Raw genomic sequence first — 22,118 nt, 5'->3', positions numbered from 1 at the left:
AATTTATATGTAGATTATATGGAAAAGTGTCAGAATACTTTACGAGAAAATTTATTTACGCTTTTGATAAATGGCATTCATAGAAAAGAATAAAAAGCAAAAAATACTATTCTTTGCATTACTAACCCTTTGTGGTATCACTCTTGCATTAGCTCTATTTGGGTTTTACATCTATTGGCACAGTGCACAGCAGAGACTTCAAAAAGCTAAAAACCAAGCCCAGCGAGAAGCTGTGCTAACGACTCTGGAGATCGAGAACGAACTGCGTACCACTCAAGATAATTCTCTTGCTCTTGCTAACTCCCTCACAACAGATGAAATCAACGATGAGCAACTATCAGCGCAACTCCAACAAAAAATTGAAAAAAACCCTTATCTTGCTACCTTCGGTGCAGCCTATGAACTTGGTGTTAGTAGAAGCAAATCCCAAAAGCTAGATGCACCTGTCTATTTCAGGGTAAACAACAGTGTGCAATTAGGGCAACAAGAGAAAAATGATGACAACACAAAATATCCCTGGTATCGCAAGACGTTGCAGGATGGAGCATCTTGGGGAGAACCCTACCGCAGGTCACAGCAGTCTCTCTTGACTGAACCCATAGTGGGATTTTATGCTCCGTTCTATCGTTTGCAGGGTAAACGAAAATTGCCGCAAGGAGTGCTTTTTAGTGAATATTCCTTAAGTCAAATACAACAGTTAATTGATTCCTTAAAACTGGAACTGGGAAAAACGGGCTACGCCTTTGTTCTTTCTAAAAATGGAACTTTTGTCTATCATACGATTACTGATAATGTAAAACAGCAAAACAACTTGGTTGAAATTGCTGCCAAGCAGAACAACAAACAACTCCTAGCATTAGTTAAACAGGCGCTTCAAGGTAAGGAAGGCGAAGCGGAGTTGTTCGATGAAACCACAGGTCAAAATTCTTGGTTTTTCCTGCAACCAACTAAGCTGAATAATTGGGTGGTGGGAGTAGTCTTTCTCAAACAAGAAGTTTTGCTAGATGACCAAACTAAGCGACAAACGCTAATTTTAAGCTGTTTAGCCTTGCTCTGGTTTTTCATTTGTTTGTCAGTTCTAATGTTGCGGGCTTATGAGTTTCGTGTTAGCCGAGTGTGGATAGTGTCGTCAATCTCTAGTATCTTGTTTGCCACAGAAATCGGAATGATTTGGAAATTAGCTTTGGGCGATCGCAACTATATAACCAATCACAACATCCTGCTTAATCAAGCACAAGTTGATAAATTATTGGCTCCGCAAGTCAAGTTAAATAAAAACTTAAACCGAAAGCCGCCGTTATATGTGCCTACTGGAATTTTCATTCAGTCCTTAGAATTTGAAAGTGCTAAAAAAGTTTTTATGACGGGTTATATCTGGCAGAAGTATACCAAAGGCATTCACGATGGGTTGACTCGCGGTTTTATTATGCCGGATGCTGTCAGTGTCAACGATGTACAAATGAAGGAAGCTTACCATTATACCCAAGGGAATGTTGAGGTTATTGGTTGGTATGTGGAAGCTACAGTGCTGCAAAATTTGGATTACTCTCACTATCCCTTTGACTACAAAGATATTCAAATTCGGCTATGGCACAGCGATTTTAATACTCAAAATAATTTAAACCGCCAAGTGTTTCTCACGCCCGATTTTGAGAGTTATAAAATTATTAACCCCAGCGCCCATCCTGGTTTAGATAAGAGACTAGTCTTGGATGGCTGGCAGATTGAAGATAGTTTTTTTGAATATCTTTATGCAACATACGATAGCAATTTTGGGATACCAAATACTATTTTCAAAACAAATGTTCCTGAACTTAATTTCAATATTACTACCAAACGCCAAGTTATCAGTATTTTTATCTCCAGAATCGGGCCGCTGTTTGTAGTCGTTGTCATGCTGTTTGCAATGTTAGTAATTGCCGATAGAGATAAAACTATGGAGGTTTTGGCAGCTTGTGCTGGTTTTATTTTTATTGTGATTCTTGACCAAATTTCGCTTAGGGAACAAGTCCTTGCCAAAGGACTTGTTTATTTCGAGTTTTTCTACTTAGTTATTTATTTATACATTTTTGTGATCACTATTAACGCTGTTTTAATGCTCGTAAAACCGGATTTAAAGCTGCTACAGTATAAAGATAACTTGATAGCTAAAATTTTGTACTGGCCTTCTCTTCTGAAGCTGTTGCTGTTAATTACTATTTTTATATTTTTCTAAAGCATAAGCTATCATTTACTGACGTGAAAATGCTTTAATCATAAAATTCAAAAAATAATGTAGAGGCAAAGGGGCAGACAGCCGCCCCTTTGCTCCTATGAAAATCAGGTAACACCAAAGACAATCACTAAACCCAAAACCGCCCCAAACACAATCAAGGCATAGAATTGAGCGCGACCGTTTTCTAGGTACTTCAGACCTTCACCGCTAACAAGGGTGAAAAAGCCTGTGAGGTTAACAGCACCATCTACAACGCGGAAGTCAACTTCCATAACTTGTCTAGCTACGCGACGCAAGCCGAGGACAAAAACCCGATGGTAAATGTCATCAAAGTACCACTTGTTGAGGGATAACTCGTAAAGTGGTTGGATTTTAGCAGCGATCGCAGCCGGATCAATTTTACGGCGCAAATACATCAGCGAAGCCAGGGTAATCGCAATCAAGGATATTCCGACTGAAGCACCCGCCATGATGTAGAATTCCGTCGGATTGAACTCGGAAGCCTTTTCTATAACTTCGGTCAGAGTTTCACTAGGAGGAAAGATAAACTCTTCAAAATAATTGGCGTAGGGAGTTCCCACCAAACCAATCAAAATCGAAGGCACAGCCAACAGTGCCAACGGCAGCGTCATTGTCCACGGCGATTCGTGGGGGGAGTCGCTGTGATGCCCGTGGGAGTCATGGGATTCATGATGCTGACTAGTTGCCGCCAATTCTCCTTTCTTCATCGCCCCAGGCCCAAAATTCGGGACTGGTTCTTCTGACTCTAATTCCAGGACAATTGTCGCCGCAGCTTTCTTAAGTTTTTCCTTGATTTTCTCGTCAGTACCCCGGAATTTGCCTTCAAATGTCGAGAAATACATTCTAAACATATAGAAAGCTGTAATCCCGGCAGTTAGCCAGCCGATAAACCAGAGGAGTGGGTTTGCCTCAAAAGCCTTCCCTAAAATTTCATCTTTTGACCAGAAACCAGCAAAGGGTGGAATACCAGAAATTGCCAAGCAACCAATCAAAAAGGTAGTTGCCGTGATCGGCATATACTTTCGCAGTCCACCCATCAAGCGCATATCTTGCGCTAAGGCGGGGTCGTGACCGACGACACCTTCCATACCATGAATAACTGAACCTGAACCCAAGAACAGCATCGCCTTAAAATAGGCATGGGTCATCAGGTGGAATAGTCCAGCACTATAGGAGCCTATTCCCATTGCCATCACCATGTAACCAAGTTGGGAAATGGTGGAGTAAGCCAAGCCCTTTTTGATGTCGTTTTGGGTAATGGCAATAGTTGCCCCCAAAAACGCCGTAAACGCCCCAGTAAAGGCAATGACATTCATTGCGGCTGGAACGTCTTCAAATACTGGGTACATCCGGGCAATCAGGAAAACACCCGCCGCCACCATTGTTGCCGCGTGAATCAAGGCAGAAATGGGGGTGGGGCCTTCCATTGCATCTGGTAGCCAGACGTGGAGGGGAAATTGGGCTGATTTTGCAACTGGGCCTAAGAAAACTAAAATCGCAAACAGGACAGCGAGAAAATTGCTGATCGAACCTGATTCGACGAGTTGGGCAAGGCGATCGCCCATGATATTAAAATCAAAGCTTCCTGTTGCCCAGAACAGCCCCAAAATGCCGAGTAACAAACCAAAGTCACCCACACGGTTGGTCACAAACGCTTTTTGAGCGGCATCGGCTGCTGACTTGCGATCGAACCAAAAACCGACCAGCAAGTAGGAACACATCCCGACCAGTTCCCAGAATATGTAAACTTGTACTAGGTTGGGGCTGACCACCAGACCTAACATTGAGGAGCCAAACAAACTGAGATAGGCGTAAAACCTCACGTAACTGGGATCGTGAGCCATGTAGCCATCGGTGTAAACCATAACTAAACAGGCTACCGTTGTGACAATCACCAGCATTAGGGCTGTCAGGTGGTCAATAGTGTAGCCCATGCTCAGGTGAAAATTACCTGCTGCTGCCCACTCCAAGGTGCGGGTATAAGACGGATGTCCTTGGATTTGACTCCAGAGCAAGGCAAACGACAGCACCATAGCTGCTGCCATCATGGAGATAATCACCACAGCATTAAGCTGGCGGAGGCGGTTTGTCACCTGATTCAACGAGATTAACCCTAGACCGACCAGCATTGCCCCAAGAAGAGGGAACACCGGAATCAGCCAGGCATACTGATAGATTACTTCCATCACTGACGCCTACTTTTAGAATTCTTGATTAGCGTGTCGAAACTGTTAATAATTGTGACTACACCCTTTAGGATAAAATAACCCACCCAAGACTGATTGGGTGGGGTATTAAGCATGGTTTTAGATTTGGTCATTAGTCATTAGTTATTGGTCATTGGTCATTAGTTATTTGTCCAATGACGGCAGTTGCTCCGCTTGGGGAGACCCCAAGACCGCACTGCCTCCCCAATGCCGCCATGCCCCACACCCAATATCCATCAGGCCGATCGGCATTCTAAGTCCACTGTTTTTGAACTTTTGTAGATTTTGGGGTAATTGCTGTAGCTGGCTTTAATCTCTTCTAAAGCTAGACGTAAATCTTCCCTGCCGCGAAAGCATTCCAAGCGATGGCGAATAGTGCCATTTTCAATCAATAGTAAAGTGGGTAGTGATTTTAGCCTATAGGTAGTAGACAATTTAAAATTTTGATCGGCGTTAACCCCGACTAATTTAATTTCATCGCCGCACTGGGCTTGAAATTGCAACAAAAGTGGATGGATAATCCGGCACAAGCCACACCAAGGTGCTTCAAAGTTAACTAAAACAGGAATAGGAGATTCTAAAACTTCTTGAGTAAATGTCCGCTCACTAACCGACAACACCATGACGCCTCTTGGATTATAAGGTTTTTATATCAAACTAGCTATTAGTACTGAATTAAGTAGTGCTGAGTTCCGAGTTCTGGTTGCTGAGTAGAAGTCCATAACAAAAAGTTAGGGGATTGAATGAGGAACTCGTTTCTTTTTCTTTTAGAGTAAAGCGGGGATTGGGACTACTTTCCAAGCAATGAATACTAAGTTGCTTGCTTTTACTCAGGACTCAGGACTCAGCACTGCTTCAGTGGAGGATTGGCAAGTCACTAACTGCCGATAGATGCTTTCAGGACAGAAATTTCAGGACACAGAATTATTGGCAAAAATTGAGCGCGTTAATGTGTCTCTGATAGAAAAGCGACCCTAGAAGTCGCGTTGGCTTTTTTGGATGTTAAACTCCTGATTGCCGTGACTGCCTGGGGATTTGATGAATCTGCCACTTTCTTTCAAAGAAAGGCAACTGACCAACGACTACCAATAATAAAATCTCAAGCTGACTGAACGCACCCCCACTGTTAGATGTTTGAATTTATCCTACATTGATTTGGAGCAATTGATAAGCTTGATAAGCTGAAATTTCCATCTGTTTCGGATTTTCTGCTGACACTGGGGATCGTCTAAAGTTACCATCCTATCCTACTAGTTGCTTCCAATAACAGAGGGTGTGACCACCAAAGTAAAGCTATAAAAATGGCAACTCCCAAATAGGCAGGGCGGAGAAATTCCTGCCATTTGAGAGATTGACGCCCGTCAATAATTGCTTTAAAGGGAATAATTGAAGTCCGCTGTTTGGCAATTTCAAAAGCTTCCCCATAGCGATCGCTCAGGCGGCGATCCCCGTGCCAAACCCCAAACAAATGATGCAACACCAATCCAATGGAAGTCACAAGAGTAAAGGTAGTACCCAGCCAGAGAGTATGGGCAACACACCAAATTATTTGTCCCACCATCTGGGGATGACGGGTAATCCGAATAATTCCTGTTTCGTAGAGATGAACTTGGGGCTTTTGAATAGCAGCAATTTCTAGTAGATTGAAGGTAGCAGGATATAAAAACAAAAACGAGATTGCTGACAGCAGCCAAACAAATTCTCGCACTCCTGGCACCCCTTGTACCTGCCAAATTTGCAAACCATCATAACGGTGCCCAAAAAAGTAAATAATTAATATCACAGCCAACGGTAGGCTGACTAATGCAAAGAGAATGCGATAAAACCTTGGGCCAATGTATTTTTCGGCCCTTGGGCGTAAAGCAGCGCCTCCACTGTGAGCGATCGCAAAAACTATTTGTAACCCCAGTATGACAAAATGACTGGGTGTCAACCAAGAAATCAGCAGCATATACACAGGTGAAGTAATTTAAAGAAAACTGAATTCAGTACAACCAATACCACAAAGTATTCAAAAGGGGACTTTAGTCAAGATGTTGTGCTACTGTCTTTTTCGAGTCAAGCCTTCAAGTTTAATATGCAACAAATCATGTCCGGCTGATTGCTGCCAAACCGGATTTGTTACGTGCATCTGCTCCTTTAAAAGTTTGTGGGTTGAGCCTTATGTCTGACCTTCCTTTCACTTTAGATCAGTTACGTATCCTGAAAGCGATCGCTCAAGAAGGAAGCTTCAAGCGTGCCGCTGATAGTCTTTACGTTTCCCAGCCCGCCGTCAGTTTGCAAGTCCAAAATCTCGAACGGCAACTCGATGTCCCCTTATTCGACCGTGGAGGACGACGTGCCCAGTTAACCGAAGCTGGGCATTTACTCTTAAACTACGGTGAAAAAATCCTTAGTCTGTGTCAGGAAACCTGCCGGGCGATCGAGGATTTACAAAATCTCCAAGGTGGTACTTTAATTGTCGGTGCTTCTCAAACCACCGGCACTTATCTTTTGCCCAGAATGATCGGTATGTTCCGACAAAAATATCCAGATGTGGCAGTGCAATTACACGTCCACTCTACCCGACGGACTGCTTGGAGTGTCGCTAACGGACAAGTCGATCTGGCAATTATCGGTGGTGAAATTCCCGGCGAACTGTCAGAATCTTTAGAAGTGATTCCTTACGCTGAGGACGAGCTAGCGCTGATTTTACCTGTCTTTCATCCTTTTACCAAACTTGAAAAAATTCAGAAAGAAGACCTATATAAATTACAATTTATTGCTTTAGATTCCCAATCTACTATCCGCAAAGTAATTGACCAAGTGCTAGCACGCTGTGAAATCGATACCAGACGTTTTAAAGTTGAAATGGAATTAAATTCCATTGAAGCGATTAAAAATGCTGTGCAATCTGGTCTAGGGGCTGCCTTTGTTTCAACTAGTGCGATCGCTAAAGAGTTACAAATGGGCGTTTTGCACCGTACTCCTATTGAAGGCGTTGTCGTCAAACGGACGCTGTGGCTGATTTGTAATCCCAATCGCTATAGATCCAAGGCCGCCGAAGCCTTTAGTCAAGAAATTTTGCCCCAGTTTGCTAACCCAGGATGGAATCAAGATGTGTTAAAATTAACACAAAAAAGTCTAGTGTTAACTACATTGGAGGTAGCAACACCCACCTTATCTGGTGAAGACTAAAATCAGGTTATTAGTCCTTTGTCATTTTTCCTTTGTTTTTTGTAAATGACCAAATAATTCGTAATGACGCTCCTCTGTCGCTAACTTAATTCGTAATTATGAACCCATTGTGTTCGTGCAGGGTGCTGTAGGCAAACCAAAGGTTTGACATCAGGAAAAAAGTTTCGTGTTCCCCATTAATAAATTTAGTTTCTCTATAACCTGAACTAATTACGAATTACGTAGCTTGCTTCTTGCCATTCACGTAGCATCTCGTAGAGAAGGCGAGTATTATCTATTACGAATTATTTTGACTAATCACGAAAATGGAAGTTTACTGCACTCGTCCGCGTTGTCCACGCCCACAAAACTATTTTGCCGATTTAGATGATGTTACGACACTGAAAACAACCCAGCAAAAGTATTGCACTACCTGTGGTATGCCATTGATGCTAGATGGTCGATACGTGCCAACTAAATTGCTGGGAAGGGGCGGGTTTGGAGCAGCATTTTTGGCACGCGATCGCCGAATACCAGGAATGCGTCAATGCGTGGTTAAGCAGTTTCAACCAGCGGGAAATTTAACTTTAAATCAACTGCAACAAGCACAGTTGATGTTTGAAAGAGAAGCAGAAGTTTTAGCACAACTTGGTAACGATCACGAGCAAATACCTGACTTATTTGCCTTCTTTCCAGTGATAGTTAATAGTTTGCAACCAGGACAGCAAGACCAATTTTTTTACTTAGTACAAGAATATATTGATGGACAAAACTTGGAAGAAGAATTAGTTCAACAAGGCAAATTTTCTGAACAGCAAGTGTTGGAGGTGCTGCAAGAAATTCTGAAGGTACTAAAGTTTGTCCATCACAGAGGCATTATCCATAGAGATATTAAACCCTCTAACATCATGCGCCGTCGTGATGGGAGACTTTTTTTACTAGATTTTGGCGCAGTTAAGCAAGTAACAAATGTTGCACTGGGTTCTGCTGCTTCTTCCACAGGAATTTATTCGATGGGATTTGCACCGCCTGAGCAAATGGCTGGGGGTCAAGTATTCCCATCTACAGATTTATACGCCTTAGCTGTAACTCTTATTACCTTGTTGACAAATCAGGAAGCAGTTAAACTATTTGATGCCTATAGCAACCAGTGGAAATGGCGAACCCAAGTAAGTGTCAACCCTCACCTTGCTGACATTTTAGACAAGATGCTGTTACCTGCTGCTAATCAACGCTTCCAGTCAGCCCAGGAGGTTATAGATGCACTTAACTCACAGGCGGTTCAATCTCCCACACAACCTAATTCGCCCTCTGTAACCCTCCCGCCACAACCACCCCAAGGTTCTAATCCCGTCGTTCCCCGTCGTCCACCAACTCAGCCAGCGTTTTCGACATTGGAATTATTGGGTGGGGCGGCATTTAGTGGATTTGAGGGTGCATTGATCGCGATCGCCCTCTTCAGTCTAGTAAAATCACCAATAGTTACTTTGACTACTTCTGCCCTGATTTTAGGTATACTAATTTTTGCCCAAACCAGGCGGTGGATTGAAAAGTTCGATTTATTAATTATTCCCACAATTACTTTTGCAATTATTTTTTTTATCCCCTTTTTACGGGGAGGTCTTGACCTTCCGTCAGTGGTGATTTTAGCAGTTGGAGCAGGCTTAGTAGCTATTTCATTGACAGCCGTATTTCGACTTATTTATAAATTATTATCTCTCTTTCTTTAAAAAACTTCTGGTGCTAACAGCTACAATAAATGTCTCATAAAAAGGAAACACTTAGTCTTTTTTAGCCGTTGTCATCACTATTGGTTTAATCTTTAATGGTCTATAGTTTCTTATGGAACGGTGGGCGCAATTAAACGGAATGTATATTTAATAATAGTTTTGCCCACTAAGGGCGAAAGCGTGTAGCGAGACATTCGCGGTAGCGTCTCGTAGAGAAGTACGGTTTGAAACCAATATTCACTACCCAGTTGTACAGAATTCATACTGACTCCTGAGTTCTAAATTCTTCATAATAAATAAATATTTTTATTTTATTGAAACTTATTTATGTCACAAAAGAATGAAACCACAATTTTAGCTTTGGCTCTGCTACTGACAGCTGGCATAGTTGGCGGTGGGTTTTGGTGGTTTAGTAACAATGGGGCCAAAATTGGTAATAACATCATTCCAAATCAACAACCAGGCAACAATCCATCCTTACAAGACCGTATTAGTTTTGGGGAAAAATCTTTTACTCCAGGTGATATTTCTCCAGTGAAAAAAGAAGGAGTACAGGCGATCGCAGCTAAAAGTTATGATAAAGCGATCGCCAATTTCACAGCTGCTTTAAAACTCAATCGAAACGATCCAGAAACGTTAATTTTTCTTAACAATGCCCGAATCGGTTCTTCCAGGAGCTATACCATCGTGGCCTCTGTACCATTCGGCACTGACCCCAATGCTGCTTTAGAAATTTTACGTGGCATAGCCCAAGCTCAAAATCAAGTCAATAGTTCAGGAGGAATCAAGGGAGTACCGTTGAGGGTAGGGATAGCTAATGACGACGACAATCCAGAAATAGCCAAGCAAATCGCTTCTACCCTAGTCAGCAATTCTGAAGTATTAGGTGTAGTTGGGCCGAATACTAGCGATTCCACCTTAGCCGCAGGTACTATTTATACTTCTGGACAACTTGTAGCTATATCTCCTACTAGTACATCTGTCAAAATTTCTAACTTTAGCCACTACGTTTTTCGCACAGTTCCCAGTGATTTTATGGCTGCGAGAACTTTAGCTAACTATATGGTGAGAACCTTGCAGAAAAAAAATGCAGTGGTTTTCTTTAATTCTCAGAGCAACTATAGCCAGTCTTTAAAGTCGGAGTTTGTTTCATCTGTTTCCCTAGAGGGTGGACAGGTAGCTAGCGAATTTGACTTATCCAGGGCGGATTTTAGTGCAGCTAAAAGTGTAGAGCAAGCAACTAAACAAGGTGCAGAAGTTTTGATGTTAGCTGCTAACACTGAAACTCTCGATAAAGCGCTGCAAGTAATTCAGATTAATCAGAAAAAGTTAACTTTGTTGGCGGGAGACGATGTTTACACCGCTAAAACTTTGGAAATTGGCAGAGAACAAGCTGTGGGGATGGTACTAGCAGTTCCCTGGCATATTGATGGCGATCCGAAGTCAGATTTTCCCCAGAAATCGCGGCAGTTATGGGGCGGTGATGTGAGTTGGCGAAGTGCCCTTAGTTATGATGCCACTGTAGCTCTAATTGCAGCATTAGAACGCAATCCTACGCGAGCAGGAGTCCAACAAGCATTAGCTTCCTCTGACTTTTCTGCCACTGGCGCTTCTGGTACAATTCGGTTTTTAGCATCAGGCGATCGCAATGCCTCAGTGCAACTTGTAAAAATTGTTCCTGGTTCTCGCTCTCGCACTGGTTATGACTTTGAACCAGTGCGTTAATCACCAATAAAAAATTAAAAATTAACCAATACTTAACCTGGAAAAACCCTCAAGATGGGAAATTGAGCTTTATGGGGAAAAATCTTACTGTCAATTTATTTTTACCACGACTCAAACCTTGAGATCGCAGACGAATAACTTAAATGTTATATATTATACTTTAAATTTTCAAGCAGTTAAAAGTCAGAATTTGCTAACAAAATCCCCGTCCTCCAAATACAATCTCAAGTAGCAAGCACCTATAAAGCACTTATATTGAATGGACGCGCGGGTAATTATACTATGTCTCAAAAAAATGAAACAACTATTCTTGTCTTATCCATCCTAATCACCGTCGGGCTAATAGCTGGCGGTTTTTGGTGGTTTACTAGAAAATCTGGTGTCGATCTAAATACAATTAATTCTGGTAGCACCAAAACGCCCCAAACCGGATCGGAACAACCTAGTGGCAATACTTTCACTTCAGTAAAGGATGTTCCTACAGGATTATTCAATTACGGAGGCAGTACATCTTGGGCACCGATTCGACTAGTAGTCGATCCGGTAATTCAAGCCGCGCGGCCAGAGTTACGGCTGCGCTATGTAGAACCCAGCAATGCATCGCCTGGTTCTGGCACTGGCATTCAGTCCTTGATAGACGGTCAACTAGCTTTTGCCCAGTCCTCCCGACCTGTTCTAGATCCGGAATTAAGCCGTGCCCAGCAGCGTGGGTTCAGTTTGAAACAAATTCCTGTGGCAATTGATGGTTTAGCGGTTGCAGTCAACCCAAACCTGAATATCCCAGGACTAACGGTAGAACAATTAAAGTCAATTTACACAGGCAAAATCAATAATTGGAGCCAGGTGGGCGGCCCCAATATCCCGATTAAGCCCTATTCCCGCCGTATTGCTGATGGCGGTACTGTCGAACTTTTTGTCCAAGACATCTTGGGTGGTCAAGCTTTCAGCTCCAATGTAGAATTTATCTCCACAACCACCCAAGCCTTGCAAAAATTGGCTGATAGTCCTGGTAGCATCTACTACGCTTCTGCCCCAGAGGTGATTCCTCAATGCTCAATCAAGGCCTTGCCGTTGGGGCGCACGCAAGGGCAATACATTGCACCATACCAAGAACCTTCTGTCCTCCCGTCTGAATGTCCTGGTAAACGGAACAAGTTGAATATTGAGGCATTTCAATCAGGAAAATACCCGATTACCCGCAATCTGTTTGTGGTGGTCAAACAGAATGGTCAGACTGAGCAGCAAGCAGGTGTCGCTTACGCCAACTTACTGCTGACTGAGCAGGGACAGCAACTGATTACCCAAGCGGGATTTGTCAAAATTCGCTGACATCTGCGATCGCCTGTGGCGGGGTTTAGCCCATCGCACTCAAGACAGAGTGGCGGAAATCGCCGCTCTGAACTTTACCTTAACCAGCTCTATTAATCGACTCTGCTGGCAAGCAAATGAGATTATCCCCTTGAGTCAAGATTAAACCACGTTGACGCAACTTACCCATCAAGCGGGTGACGGTGACACGAGTCGAACCAATCGCGCTACCAATTTGGGCATGAGTGAGGGGAAAGGGCAGACAATAACCGCGAATCACATCAGGATCGGTGTCGCTCATTGCTGGCTCTCCATATTCCTCAATTAACAATGTGAGAAATCCTAAGAGTCGGTCAATTGTGCGGCGTTGTCCCAAGGCACTCAGCCACAGCAGCTTACGCTGGTGCTGATACCTAAAGGCATCCATAACTTCGCGACGGAAGTGAGGCCAATTGTCTAAATCATGCCAGTACATCCACAGCACCGCAGTTTGATCGACATGGGCGTAAGCCTGCAGTGTGAATGGTGACTGAGCAACAATTTCAAATGGCTGTCCCGCTCCCACAAAACCCAAGAACGCTTCTTCTGGAGTTCTGTTGATTCGTCGAGACGTTAGCTGACTGGCAGTCGCACTAACTTGGGCGGTTCCTACCATGCGGATCGCACCCCTTTGCACCAAATACAGCAATCCAGGCCGGGCTGGAATGCGCTCATCTTTGCTAAAGGTGCGGCAACGATAGTGTTCTTGAGCCCAGTCAAGAATGCGTTGCCAAGTCAAAAAAGGCCGTGATGCCTCAGAAAAGGAGGATGGAGATTGCATAGGTAACAAAGAGCGTTCGGCTGAAGACAAAGACGTAAATAAAAGGGTGCAAGGAGTGTCTTTGTGTTGACGAGGCAGGCTTAACGCCTAACAGCGCCAGCCAATCCAAAGAATAGAAAGCAAATTACTCTCTACTCTTTTGTTATACTTCCTACTGTACAATGATGGTAGTAAAGTTTACTTACTATTCATCGATTATTCATCAAATTTTATCCTCTTCTCATTTTTCTTTATCTAAATTAAATTTATTCCGCAAGATAGATGACATAAATGTAACAAATATATCTTACATCACTATTTCCATAATATTACGTGCATTATAAATCACTAGTTAGCAAATATACGTCAATCAAACAGCTATTATATAGTTATCTAATAAAATCGATAAGCATTGATACTTACAGAATAGAAAATAAGTGCATAAAAAACGAAAAAATTCCTCTACATAAAGGTAGAAATGACAATAGAGTTATCTATACCTCAAGTGTGTCTTTGCGACTATCAAAATCTCAGAATCGAAAAGCGATGGAGCTTGCTAGGGCGATCGCTTCAGATTTATCAGGGATTTGTGAGGACGTTTTTAGCATCCAAATAGTTCCCCCTGGTTGGATAAATTTTGAATTAACTCACTCAGCCTTAGCGACTTGGTTACAAAGTCTCGTAGTCGGGAGTTTAGGGGAAGAGGGGGAGATGGGGGGCAGGGAGCAGGGAGCAGGGGGAGAAATCAATTCAAAATTCAAAATTCAAAATTCAAAATTAAAGAACTTCTGCCTCCTGCCCCCTCTTTCCCAATCCCCAATGCCCAATTCATTGTTTACTGTTGAATATGCTCATGCACGCTGCTATTCGCTAGTGCTGCTGGCTCATCGAGAGGGATTGATTAAACTTAGAGAACCAGTTCCAAATACTAGTCCAGCTTTTTGGGATGTTATTTTTCCTAACCCACTACCTTGGCTTAATTGCGACGGAACACTACAACTGAATCACCCAGATGAGCGTCGTCTCATTGGCGAATTAATACAAGTGGTAGACAACATAGAGTGCCCTGATGTTAGCGATTCTGTGAAATGGGAAAAAGTAGCACTGAATTTGAGTCAAGCTTTTGAAAAGTTTTGGTCTAATTGCCGGATTTGGGGTGAGGTGAAAATTACTTCACCAGAGCTAGCCCAAGCTAGACTGGGATTGCTCATGGCTACTCAGTCAGTATTAAAATTTGTCCTAGAGGAAAATCTGGGGGTTTTTGCGCCTTTGGAGCTATAAATCGGTAATGTTCCTTAGGTAAAAATAAAAACTTTTTATATAGCTATTGACTCAATGCACCACCTCGGATACATTAGCAGGTGTGTGAGGAGCGAACCAGCAGGGGCACCGAGACGAAACACGGCCAGTCGTCGGTGTCCTTTCTGATTTGTATGGGTTAGATTTGAAAAAATTCTTTCACTACAGCAAAAACTTTTCAATTGCTATTGCTGCCCCATCTTCCTCTACGCTAGGAGCTACCCAATTAGCGATCGCTTGCACTCCTGCTGGTGCGTTGCCCATAGCTACACCAAGTCCGGCATACTCCAGCATTTCCACATCATTGAAGTTATCGCCAATCGCCATAACGTTGGCTAATTGTAATCCCAGCAACTCTTCGGCTAGGTAACGTACAGCAGTCCCCTTATTTACAGAGGCGTTAGTTGCTTCAAAAAAGGTAGCAACAGATGTCGTCATATAAAGTTCAGCAGGTGTGTATTGACGGCGCAAATTTCCTAATAGTTTATCGATTAAGTCAGTGTCATCAGACAAAGCAAGAATTTTTGTCGGTTCATTCGTTAAGGCTTGACGCAAATCACCCACAGGAATCGCAATAATACCAGAACGTTCTGCATAAATTTTGGTTTCTCTGGTTAACTCACGAACGTATAGCTGATCGTTGATGTAAAAGTGAACGGATAGAAGCGATCGCAATTCCGGCTGTTCAAAATAGTCGAGTAACTGGTGGGCGATTTCTCTAGAAACAACCCAATGGCGATGAATTTTTTGGGTGTTCGGGTCTTGAATCCAGGCTCCTTGATAGGCCATTAATGGTAGGGTAGAGCCGATATCTTGGTGGAAGCGCAAGGCTGAACGATACATTCTACCTGTAGCGATCGCCACTTGAATTCCTCGTGCTTGCGCTGCAAAAATTGCTTGCTTTACAGGTTCGCTGATAGTGTTAGAGTGTCCGGCGATCGTGCCATCTATATCCAAAACTAGTAGTTTAATGTCTTTTGCAGCAGCCTGACGATCGGTAGATGCTTTCGGCATAATTTCCTAAATTTTAAGTTCCAGTAAGAGGTTAACAGGCTCTGGCGACCAGTAGAGAGTCATATAAAAAATTGGCTTCTCTAATCAACCACTTCATATCAATAATTATTTATAGCGATCGCCAATAATAGGATGGTTTAAATCTTATTAAAAGTTCAGCCTAATAAGCACAATAAAAAACCCGATTTTTTCAAGAATAATCGGGTTTTTTAATTTAAATTAGAGAGTCTGCTTGATAGATAGGATAAAAGAAATCTACCTATTCAAGAAAGTCTATTAATTAAACATCTTGATCCAGCTTTTTTTGCGTTGTGACAACAAACAAAGCCCAGCAATTAAACCAATTCCCAGTGTGGCAGAAGACTCAGGTACTGCTTTCACCTCATCGTAGTCATAAGTTACTTTGATACCTGCTTTGGCATAAGTATCAATATAGGATCTCATGTTGCCCGAACCCGTAACTACTGAGTTGGCTAAAGCTGAGAACAAAAAGTCTATGTCGCCATTACCAGTGAAAGACTGCAAAAATTGGGTATTGGTGAAAGACTGAGTTGCAGATTGTGTGGCAGTTAAATTAGAAATAGTCTTTCCAGAGGTGCCACTATAATCAGTGATGCCGTCATATTTAGCAGCTTGATAACTCGATATATCTTGTGGATTGAGCGCAAACAAAGATTGATTATTTAGTTTTAAGTTGAGTTGACTAGCAAGATTTACTGTCACTTGAGTCGGGGTTGGACTCCTGTTTTCAAAACCTGCATTTCCAAGTATGTCGCCAGTAAAACTTATTGTTACACCCTTGAGTGTGCCCAAAGATGAGTCAAATTTTTGGACGCTCAGAGGTGCATCAATAATGTTTGTGAAATCGTAATTAGTGGAACTACTGTAAGAGAGAGAAGCTGCATTAGCTGCTCCAGATGTTGCAACAATTCCTGCCAAGGTTGTAGCAGCAGCTAGAGTGTTGAATAGTTTTGTTGTCATGGATAAAAGATGCCTTTCTGAAACGAATCATTACGGGATTACTAACCTATTTCTAACTCTGAAACTTTGCTTGTAGTCTTGATAAATACACGTAACTTTCTGTAAAGTTATTATGTTTAAATTCCTTCGATAAATAGACTTTTTTAACGGTATATATAAAGTTTTGTTAAGGTAAAGTAGTTTTGATAGTGGTAATCTGATGTCGAAATATTAAGCTAGTTTTTGTTGGTTCCTGAGATGTAAGCTAAGTCAACCTAATTAAACATAAAAGGCTCAGAAGATAGATTCCTGACTTCTGGTGATAACTTAGGGATCTAGTTACTATCTAGTTACTATGCTTATACTCACGTACTTAATTGAGTTGGTTTATCTGCCAAGAGTTGGTTCTACTTGGCTTCCGTACTAAAGCTGCAAATACGTAGAAACTGGCTATATAAAAAGCACAAAAAAGCTCATTAGTACCAGGGGTAAATGAGCAATCGAAACAGAGAATAGTTTTGTAGCTGAGTCAGGAGGATGTATTCCTGGCTTAGGCATTTAGATTATTAATGCCAACTGACGTTGTACATCAATAAAACCTCTTCATATCATGTCCGCCTAATTAGTTATAATTCCCGCATCTGTGCAAAAACCAGGAAACCCTCTTTGCCCCTGCTCCCCTGCCGTCTTAATGATAAGTCTTGAACCGGACACGATATCACATATTCGGACACCCTGGCATATTATCTCCAAGCAGCAATCGTGCCAGACTGGGTAAAGCTTCACCATAGGTGGGATGGATGTGAACCGATCGCTCTAACAACTGCCAGGTTGCTCCTGCTTCTATCAGGGATAAAAAAACATGCACCAGTTCAGCAGTTTCGTAGCCCACCAGGGTTGCTCCCAGAATTTTGTCTGTGTCGCTGTCGATCGCCATACGATAAAATCCGAGGTCATGCCCCCACTCGATCGCACGCGCAATTTGGCTCATGGATAACGTGACAGCACGCGCGTTGATGCCTTGTTTCTGAGCCTGTTCTAAGGTCATACCCACTCGCCCAACCTGGGGTTCTGTGTAGACCGCATAGCCAAGAACGCGATCGCTCCGTGTCCGGTTTTCTCCACACAAAATTGCTTTTAAGCGGCGATAGTCTTCCCACGACACATGGGTAAAGGCAGGCTGTTTGGCAGCATCCCCGATCGCATAGACTCCAGAACAGGTGGTATGGAACTGGTCGTCAATTTTAATAAATCCTCGATCGTCTAGCTCAATTCCACTGGCGGCTGTATTTAATGCACTTGTATTGGGTTTCCGTCCAATCGCAACCAGCAACGCTTCTCCTTGAAGTTGTTCGCCACTGCTTAGAGTCAGCCTAAACAGATTATTTTCATGAGCAACGTGATTGACATTAACTCCAAAATGAAGCCCAATCCCATCCTGCTTTAATGCTTCTGCTAAGACCTCGCTGACATCAGCCTCTTCTTGCCCAAGCACGCGATCGCCTTGGACAATTAAGTGGGTCTGACTGCCCAAACGCGCTAGTCCTTGTCCCAATTCCAAGCCAATATAGCCGCCTCCAATCACCAATAAACGGGCTGGTAAGGTTTTCAAGTCAAAGAAGTTGCGGTTGGTCAGGTAAGGAGTTCCTGCAAGTCCGGGAATGTCAGGAATCAGCGATGACGTACCCGTGTTAATAATTACCAGAGGAGCCTGAAAGGTAACATCTCCACCTTTGACCGTCCGTTCACCCACAAAAGCAGCTTCGCCACAAATGACTTTCACACCCGCAGTCTCCAATCGCTGGCGAATCCCCTGATTAAAGCTGCTGCGGATTCCCCGAACTCGCTCCATGACAGCAGGAAAATCCACCTCTACTTCCGTGTGGATGCCTAACTTCTGAGCCTGGCGCGATCGCCCTGCTGCATGAGCCGCTGCTAAGAACGCTTTAGACGGAGTGCAGCCATAGTTGATGCAACTGCCACCTAAAGCATCCCGCTCAAACAAGACAACCTTACGTCCCTCATTGGCAAAATCAGCCGCCAGTGGAATGCCTCCTTGACCACTGCCGATGACAATGACATCTGCTGTTTCCATCAGTGCAAAACTCCTTGGAGATAGTTTGCTTTCATCAGACTCTCACACTCAATTGGCAACATTTGCCTGAACTGCGATCGCCTTGCCGCCCTTGCTGGCAATCTCGTCAACCACGGGATTGGCTCTTTCAAGGCTTTTTGCGTAGTTGACGACAACGCTTGCACCTTCAGCTGCCAGATGTTTGGCGATCGCGGCACCGATACCTTTAGACGCACCCGTGACGACTGCGATTTTTCCCTCTAGTTTTGTCATGCCTGTGATTCCTGTAGTTGTTCGTAAAAATAACTGTATTGGCGATCGGCAACTTATCGATAAATTGCTATTCGAGCAATTGATACATAACTGATTTCAGCACTTTTATTTTGATGATCTGATTGCTTGCGAAGGTGGCTTATCTACCTTTAAATCAGTTGTCTGACTCAAGTTCTTTAATTTAAGATACCAGTTAACTGAGGGCTTACCCGCTTCTTGACATCAAGGAGTAACAATAAAGGTAGCCAAAGCTTTGAAATTGCTAACTATGTGACAAAGCTTCTAGCTAAAATAGGGCTATGTCTGAAACTTTTACTTCTGCAACTACAACACGCCCCACGTTCATCCTCGTAGATGGGCACTCCTTGGCTTATCGTTCATACTTTGCTTTCGCCAAAGGGCGAGATGGAGGACTGCGTACCAAAACAGGGATTCCCACCAGTATATGTTTTGGTTTTGTGAAGTGCCTGCTAGAGGTAATGGCAACACAACAGCCTCAAGCAATGGCGATCGCTTTTGATTTGGCTGAGGCAACTTTTCGCCACGAAGCGGACGATACTTATAAAGCCGATCGCCCGGAAACACCAGAAGACTTCATTCCCGACTTAGAAAACCTGCATGAGTTGCTGAATGGCTTCAATCTACCCTTTTTCACTGCCCCTGGTTTTGAGGCTGATGATATTTTGGGAACCCTAGCACAACGAGTCACTGCGGCTGGTTATAGGGTGAAGATTCTCACTGGCGATCGCGATTTATTTCAACTAATCGACTCTGACAAAGAAATCACTGTTCTGAATTTTAGTCCAGATGCCCTAAAGCGCTCTACAAATAGCATCACGGAATTTAAAGCAGAACAAGTCAAAGAGAAGATGGGCGTTTTACCTTCACAAATTGTTGATTTTAAAGCTCTTTGTGGTGATAAATCAGATAATATTCCTGGTGTCAAGGGAATTGGCGAAAAAACAGCAGTGCAGCTGCTAAATACCTATGGTTCACTTGAGAATGTTTATGCTGCGTTAGATGAAATTAAAGGCGCAACTCAGAAAAAACTGGCAGCAGGTAAAGAGGATGCCGAGAAGTCTCGCTATTTGGCAACCATAGTATTAGATGTCCCGATAGAATTTGATTTAGAAGATTGCAAATTAAAAGGCTTTGATACAAACGTCTTATCACCAATTTTAGAAAAATTAGAATTTAAGTCTTTTTTAGGTAGAATCAACGACCTTCAGCAACGTTTTGGTGGCCAAGTTGAAGATAATCAAGAAGCCAAAACAAATGCAATTAATCCCAATACTAACTCAGAATTCAGCGCTGATGAAGATAATGATTTGTGGTTTTTCAGTGCTAGTGATACAGCAGCAGTTCCACAACAATCTACTTCTCCAATTACACCACGCATCATAAACACTGAAGCAAAATTAACTGAGTTAGTGAGGGTTTTGCAAAAATTCACTAATCCAGAAACACCCGTTGCTTGGGATACTGAAACTACCGATTTAGAACCAAGAGATGCTGAATTAGTAGGAATTGGTTGTTGTTGGGGAACGCAACCAGATGAGGTAGCCTATATTCCTGTAGGGCACAAAACTGGAGAAAATTTGCATAAAGATTTTGTGCTGGAAACACTACGTCCAATTCTCGAAAGTGCCGATTATCCCAAAGCTTTACAAAATGCTAAATTTGACCGCTTAGTTCTTAGAAGTCAAGGAATTAATTTGGCAGGAGTGGTGTTTGATCCCATGCTAGCGAGTTATATTCTAAATCCAGATTCAAGTCATAATTTGATGGATTTGTCGCTGCGATATTTGGGATTGATAGCTAAAAGTTACTTAGATTTAGTTCCTAAAGGCAAAAATATCGCTGATATAGATATTCCCGCCGTCGCAGATTACTGTGGGATGGATGCTTATTCTACCTTTGGTTTAGTGTCAAAATTGCGCGAGGATCTGGATAAAATTCCAGCTTTATCTAAGCTATTTTTGGAAGTAGAACAGCCACTAGAAGCAGTTTTAGCCGAAATGGAATACACAGGTGTTCGGATTAATTCAGCTTATTTACAAGAACTTTCGCAGCATTTAGAAACTGAGTTAGCCAGGTTAAAAGAGGAAGCAACTGGAATAGCTGGAGAAAATTTTAACTTGGGTTCTCCTAAGCAATTGAGCCAAATTATATTTGAAAAATTGGGGTTAAGCACCAGACATTCTCGTAAAATTCAAACGGGCTACTCTACAGATGCAGCAACACTAGAAAGACTTCAAGAAGATGATAACACTGGATTTGTTAAAGCGATCGTTGAATATCGCACCCTATCTAAATTAAAGTCTACTTATGTTGATGCATTACCTGCATTAGTGCGTCCAGATACCCAGCGAGTACATACTGATTTTAACCAAGCAGCAACATCAACTGGTAGGTTATCTTCTTCTAATCCGAATTTGCAAAATATTCCCATTCGTACAGCTTTTAGTCGCCAGATTCGGAAGGCGTTTTTGCCAGAACCTGGTTGGTTAATGGTGGCTGCTGATTACTCACAAATTGAATTACGGATTTTGGCTCATTTGAGTCAAGAGCCGATATTGGTGCAAGCATATCAGCAAAATGAAGATGTTCATACTGTTACGGCGCGGTTAGTTTTTGAAAAAGAAAATATATCCTCAGAAGAACGAGGGATAGCAAAAACTATCAATTTTGGCGTGATTTATGGAATGGGTTCTCTAAGGTTTTCGCGCTCAACTGGGATAGATAAGACCATTGCCAACGAGTTCATTAAGCGGTTTAATGAACGATATCCGAAAGTATTTGCATATTTGGAGCGAGTGAAAAAAGAAGCGATCGCTCGTGGTTATGTAGAAACTATTTTCGGTCGCCGTCGCTATTTTGACTTTACTAATAACAGTTTACGCAAATTAAAAGGCAGCAACCCAGAAGATATCGATCTGAGTAAATTGAAGAATTTGGGTGCTTTTGATGCAGGTTTATTACGCTCTGCTGCTAATGCACCAATTCAAGGTTCTAACGCTGATATTATCAAAATTGCAATGGTGAGATTGCATGAGGTTTTGAAAAACTATCAGGCGCGTTTGTTGTTGCAAGTTCACGATGAATTAGTATTTGAAATTCCCCCTAATGAGTGGGAAGAATTACAACTACAAATTAAATCGGTGATGGAAAATGCAGTGCAGTTGAGTGTTCCTTTGCTTGTGGAGGCGCGTGTTGGTGAAAATTGGATGGAGACGAAGTAAGTTTAACTAGGGATTGGAACAATTACATTGGGATAGTCGTATATCTGTGTTAGCAGTATATTACATCCTGGCTCGATATCAATCTTATACCATTC

Annotated in this window: 15 protein-coding genes and 1 pseudogene; 7 read left to right on the top strand and 9 right to left on the bottom strand. The window is 42.6% G+C overall.

Translation table 11 applies throughout. The features are described from left to right. Nucleotides 1-70 precede the first annotated feature (70 nt). Nucleotides 71-2,215, top strand: a complete 2,145-nt coding sequence (locus tag NSTC731_RS12265; protein ID WP_445631038.1) for a PDC sensor domain-containing protein — start codon at nt 71-73, stop codon at nt 2,213-2,215. 104 nt (nt 2,216-2,319) lie between these two features. On the opposite strand, the gene NSTC731_RS12260 is transcribed toward NSTC731_RS12265, so the two are convergent. The 3 genes from NSTC731_RS12260 to NSTC731_RS12250 form a co-directional block, all read right to left on the bottom strand. Then, nucleotides 2,320-4,422, bottom strand: a complete 2,103-nt coding sequence (locus NSTC731_RS12260) for an NAD(P)H-quinone oxidoreductase subunit 5 (RefSeq protein ID WP_445632074.1) — start codon at nt 4,420-4,422, stop codon at nt 2,320-2,322. 257 nt (nt 4,423-4,679) lie between these two features. After that, nucleotides 4,680-5,066, bottom strand: a complete 387-nt coding sequence (locus tag NSTC731_RS12255; RefSeq protein WP_322679819.1) for a thioredoxin family protein — start codon at nt 5,064-5,066, stop codon at nt 4,680-4,682. 611 nt (nt 5,067-5,677) lie between these two features. Beyond that, the gene (locus tag NSTC731_RS12250; protein WP_445631037.1) at nt 5,678-6,394 is read right to left on the bottom strand and encodes an NnrU family protein; all 717 of its coding nucleotides are present in this window, start codon (nt 6,392-6,394) and stop codon (nt 5,678-5,680) included. A gap of 212 nt (nt 6,395-6,606) precedes the next feature. On the opposite strand from NSTC731_RS12250, the gene NSTC731_RS12245 reads away from it, so the two are divergent. Together NSTC731_RS12245 and NSTC731_RS12240 are read left to right on the top strand one after the other, a co-directional pair. Next, a complete protein-coding gene (locus NSTC731_RS12245) occupies nt 6,607-7,620 on the top strand; it encodes a LysR family transcriptional regulator (RefSeq protein ID WP_335007605.1) in 1,014 nt (337 codons plus the stop codon). A 305-nt stretch (nt 7,621-7,925) separates the two neighbouring features. Then, nucleotides 7,926-9,329 (top strand): protein kinase domain-containing protein, encoded by a 1,404-nt coding sequence (locus NSTC731_RS12240; RefSeq protein WP_445631036.1) that lies wholly within the window; start codon nt 7,926-7,928, stop codon nt 9,327-9,329. A gap of 110 nt (nt 9,330-9,439) precedes the next feature. Here NSTC731_RS12240 and NSTC731_RS12235 read toward each other — a convergent pair whose 3' ends face one another. Continuing rightward, nucleotides 9,440-9,592, bottom strand: coding sequence for a hypothetical protein (locus NSTC731_RS12235; protein ID WP_445631035.1), 153 nt, complete (start codon nt 9,590-9,592; stop codon nt 9,440-9,442). A gap of 64 nt (nt 9,593-9,656) precedes the next feature. On the opposite strand from NSTC731_RS12235, the gene NSTC731_RS12230 reads away from it, so the two are divergent. Next, the gene (locus tag NSTC731_RS12230; protein ID WP_445631034.1) at nt 9,657-11,054 is read left to right on the top strand and encodes an ABC transporter substrate-binding protein; all 1,398 of its coding nucleotides are present in this window, start codon (nt 9,657-9,659) and stop codon (nt 11,052-11,054) included. 282 nt (nt 11,055-11,336) lie between these two features. Further along, nucleotides 11,337-12,383, top strand: a complete 1,047-nt coding sequence (locus NSTC731_RS12225) for a PstS family phosphate ABC transporter substrate-binding protein (RefSeq protein ID WP_445631033.1) — start codon at nt 11,337-11,339, stop codon at nt 12,381-12,383. Between the two features lie 79 nt (nt 12,384-12,462). On the opposite strand, the gene NSTC731_RS12220 is transcribed toward NSTC731_RS12225, so the two are convergent. Beyond that, complete coding sequence (locus NSTC731_RS12220; RefSeq protein WP_012412419.1) at nt 12,463-13,182, bottom strand: Crp/Fnr family transcriptional regulator; 720 nt, start codon at nt 13,180-13,182, stop codon at nt 12,463-12,465. Between the two features lie 525 nt (nt 13,183-13,707). On the opposite strand from NSTC731_RS12220, the gene NSTC731_RS12215 reads away from it, so the two are divergent. Continuing rightward, nucleotides 13,708-14,442, top strand: a complete 735-nt coding sequence (locus NSTC731_RS12215) for a DALR anticodon-binding domain-containing protein (RefSeq protein ID WP_445631032.1) — start codon at nt 13,708-13,710, stop codon at nt 14,440-14,442. A gap of 180 nt (nt 14,443-14,622) precedes the next feature. Here the strand turns inward: NSTC731_RS12215 and NSTC731_RS12210 are convergent, their stop codons facing one another. The 4 genes and pseudogenes from NSTC731_RS12210 to NSTC731_RS12195 form a co-directional block, all read right to left on the bottom strand. Next, on the bottom strand, nt 14,623-15,474 hold the full coding sequence (locus tag NSTC731_RS12210) for a Cof-type HAD-IIB family hydrolase (RefSeq protein ID WP_445631031.1): 852 nt from the start codon (nt 15,472-15,474) through the stop codon (nt 14,623-14,625). A gap of 276 nt (nt 15,475-15,750) precedes the next feature. Further along, a complete protein-coding gene (locus tag NSTC731_RS12205) occupies nt 15,751-16,455 on the bottom strand; it encodes a choice-of-anchor E domain-containing protein (RefSeq protein ID WP_445631030.1) in 705 nt (234 codons plus the stop codon). 697 nt (nt 16,456-17,152) lie between these two features. After that, on the bottom strand, nt 17,153-18,529 hold the full coding sequence (locus NSTC731_RS12200; protein WP_445631029.1) for a dihydrolipoyl dehydrogenase family protein: 1,377 nt from the start codon (nt 18,527-18,529) through the stop codon (nt 17,153-17,155). Between the two features lie 54 nt (nt 18,530-18,583). Beyond that, nucleotides 18,584-18,781 (bottom strand): annotated as a pseudogene (locus NSTC731_RS12195) (SDR family NAD(P)-dependent oxidoreductase); the annotation flags it as partial. A 299-nt stretch (nt 18,782-19,080) separates the two neighbouring features. Here NSTC731_RS12195 and polA point away from each other — a divergent pair. Next, nucleotides 19,081-22,023 (top strand): DNA polymerase I, encoded by a 2,943-nt coding sequence (polA, locus tag NSTC731_RS12190; protein ID WP_445631028.1) that lies wholly within the window; start codon nt 19,081-19,083, stop codon nt 22,021-22,023. Nucleotides 22,024-22,118: the final 95 nt, after the last annotated feature.

Source organism: Nostoc sp. DSM 114167, assembly GCF_052692655.1.
Note: the sequence above shows the minus strand (reverse complement) of the source record. Positions and strands in the feature narration are given on the sequence as shown.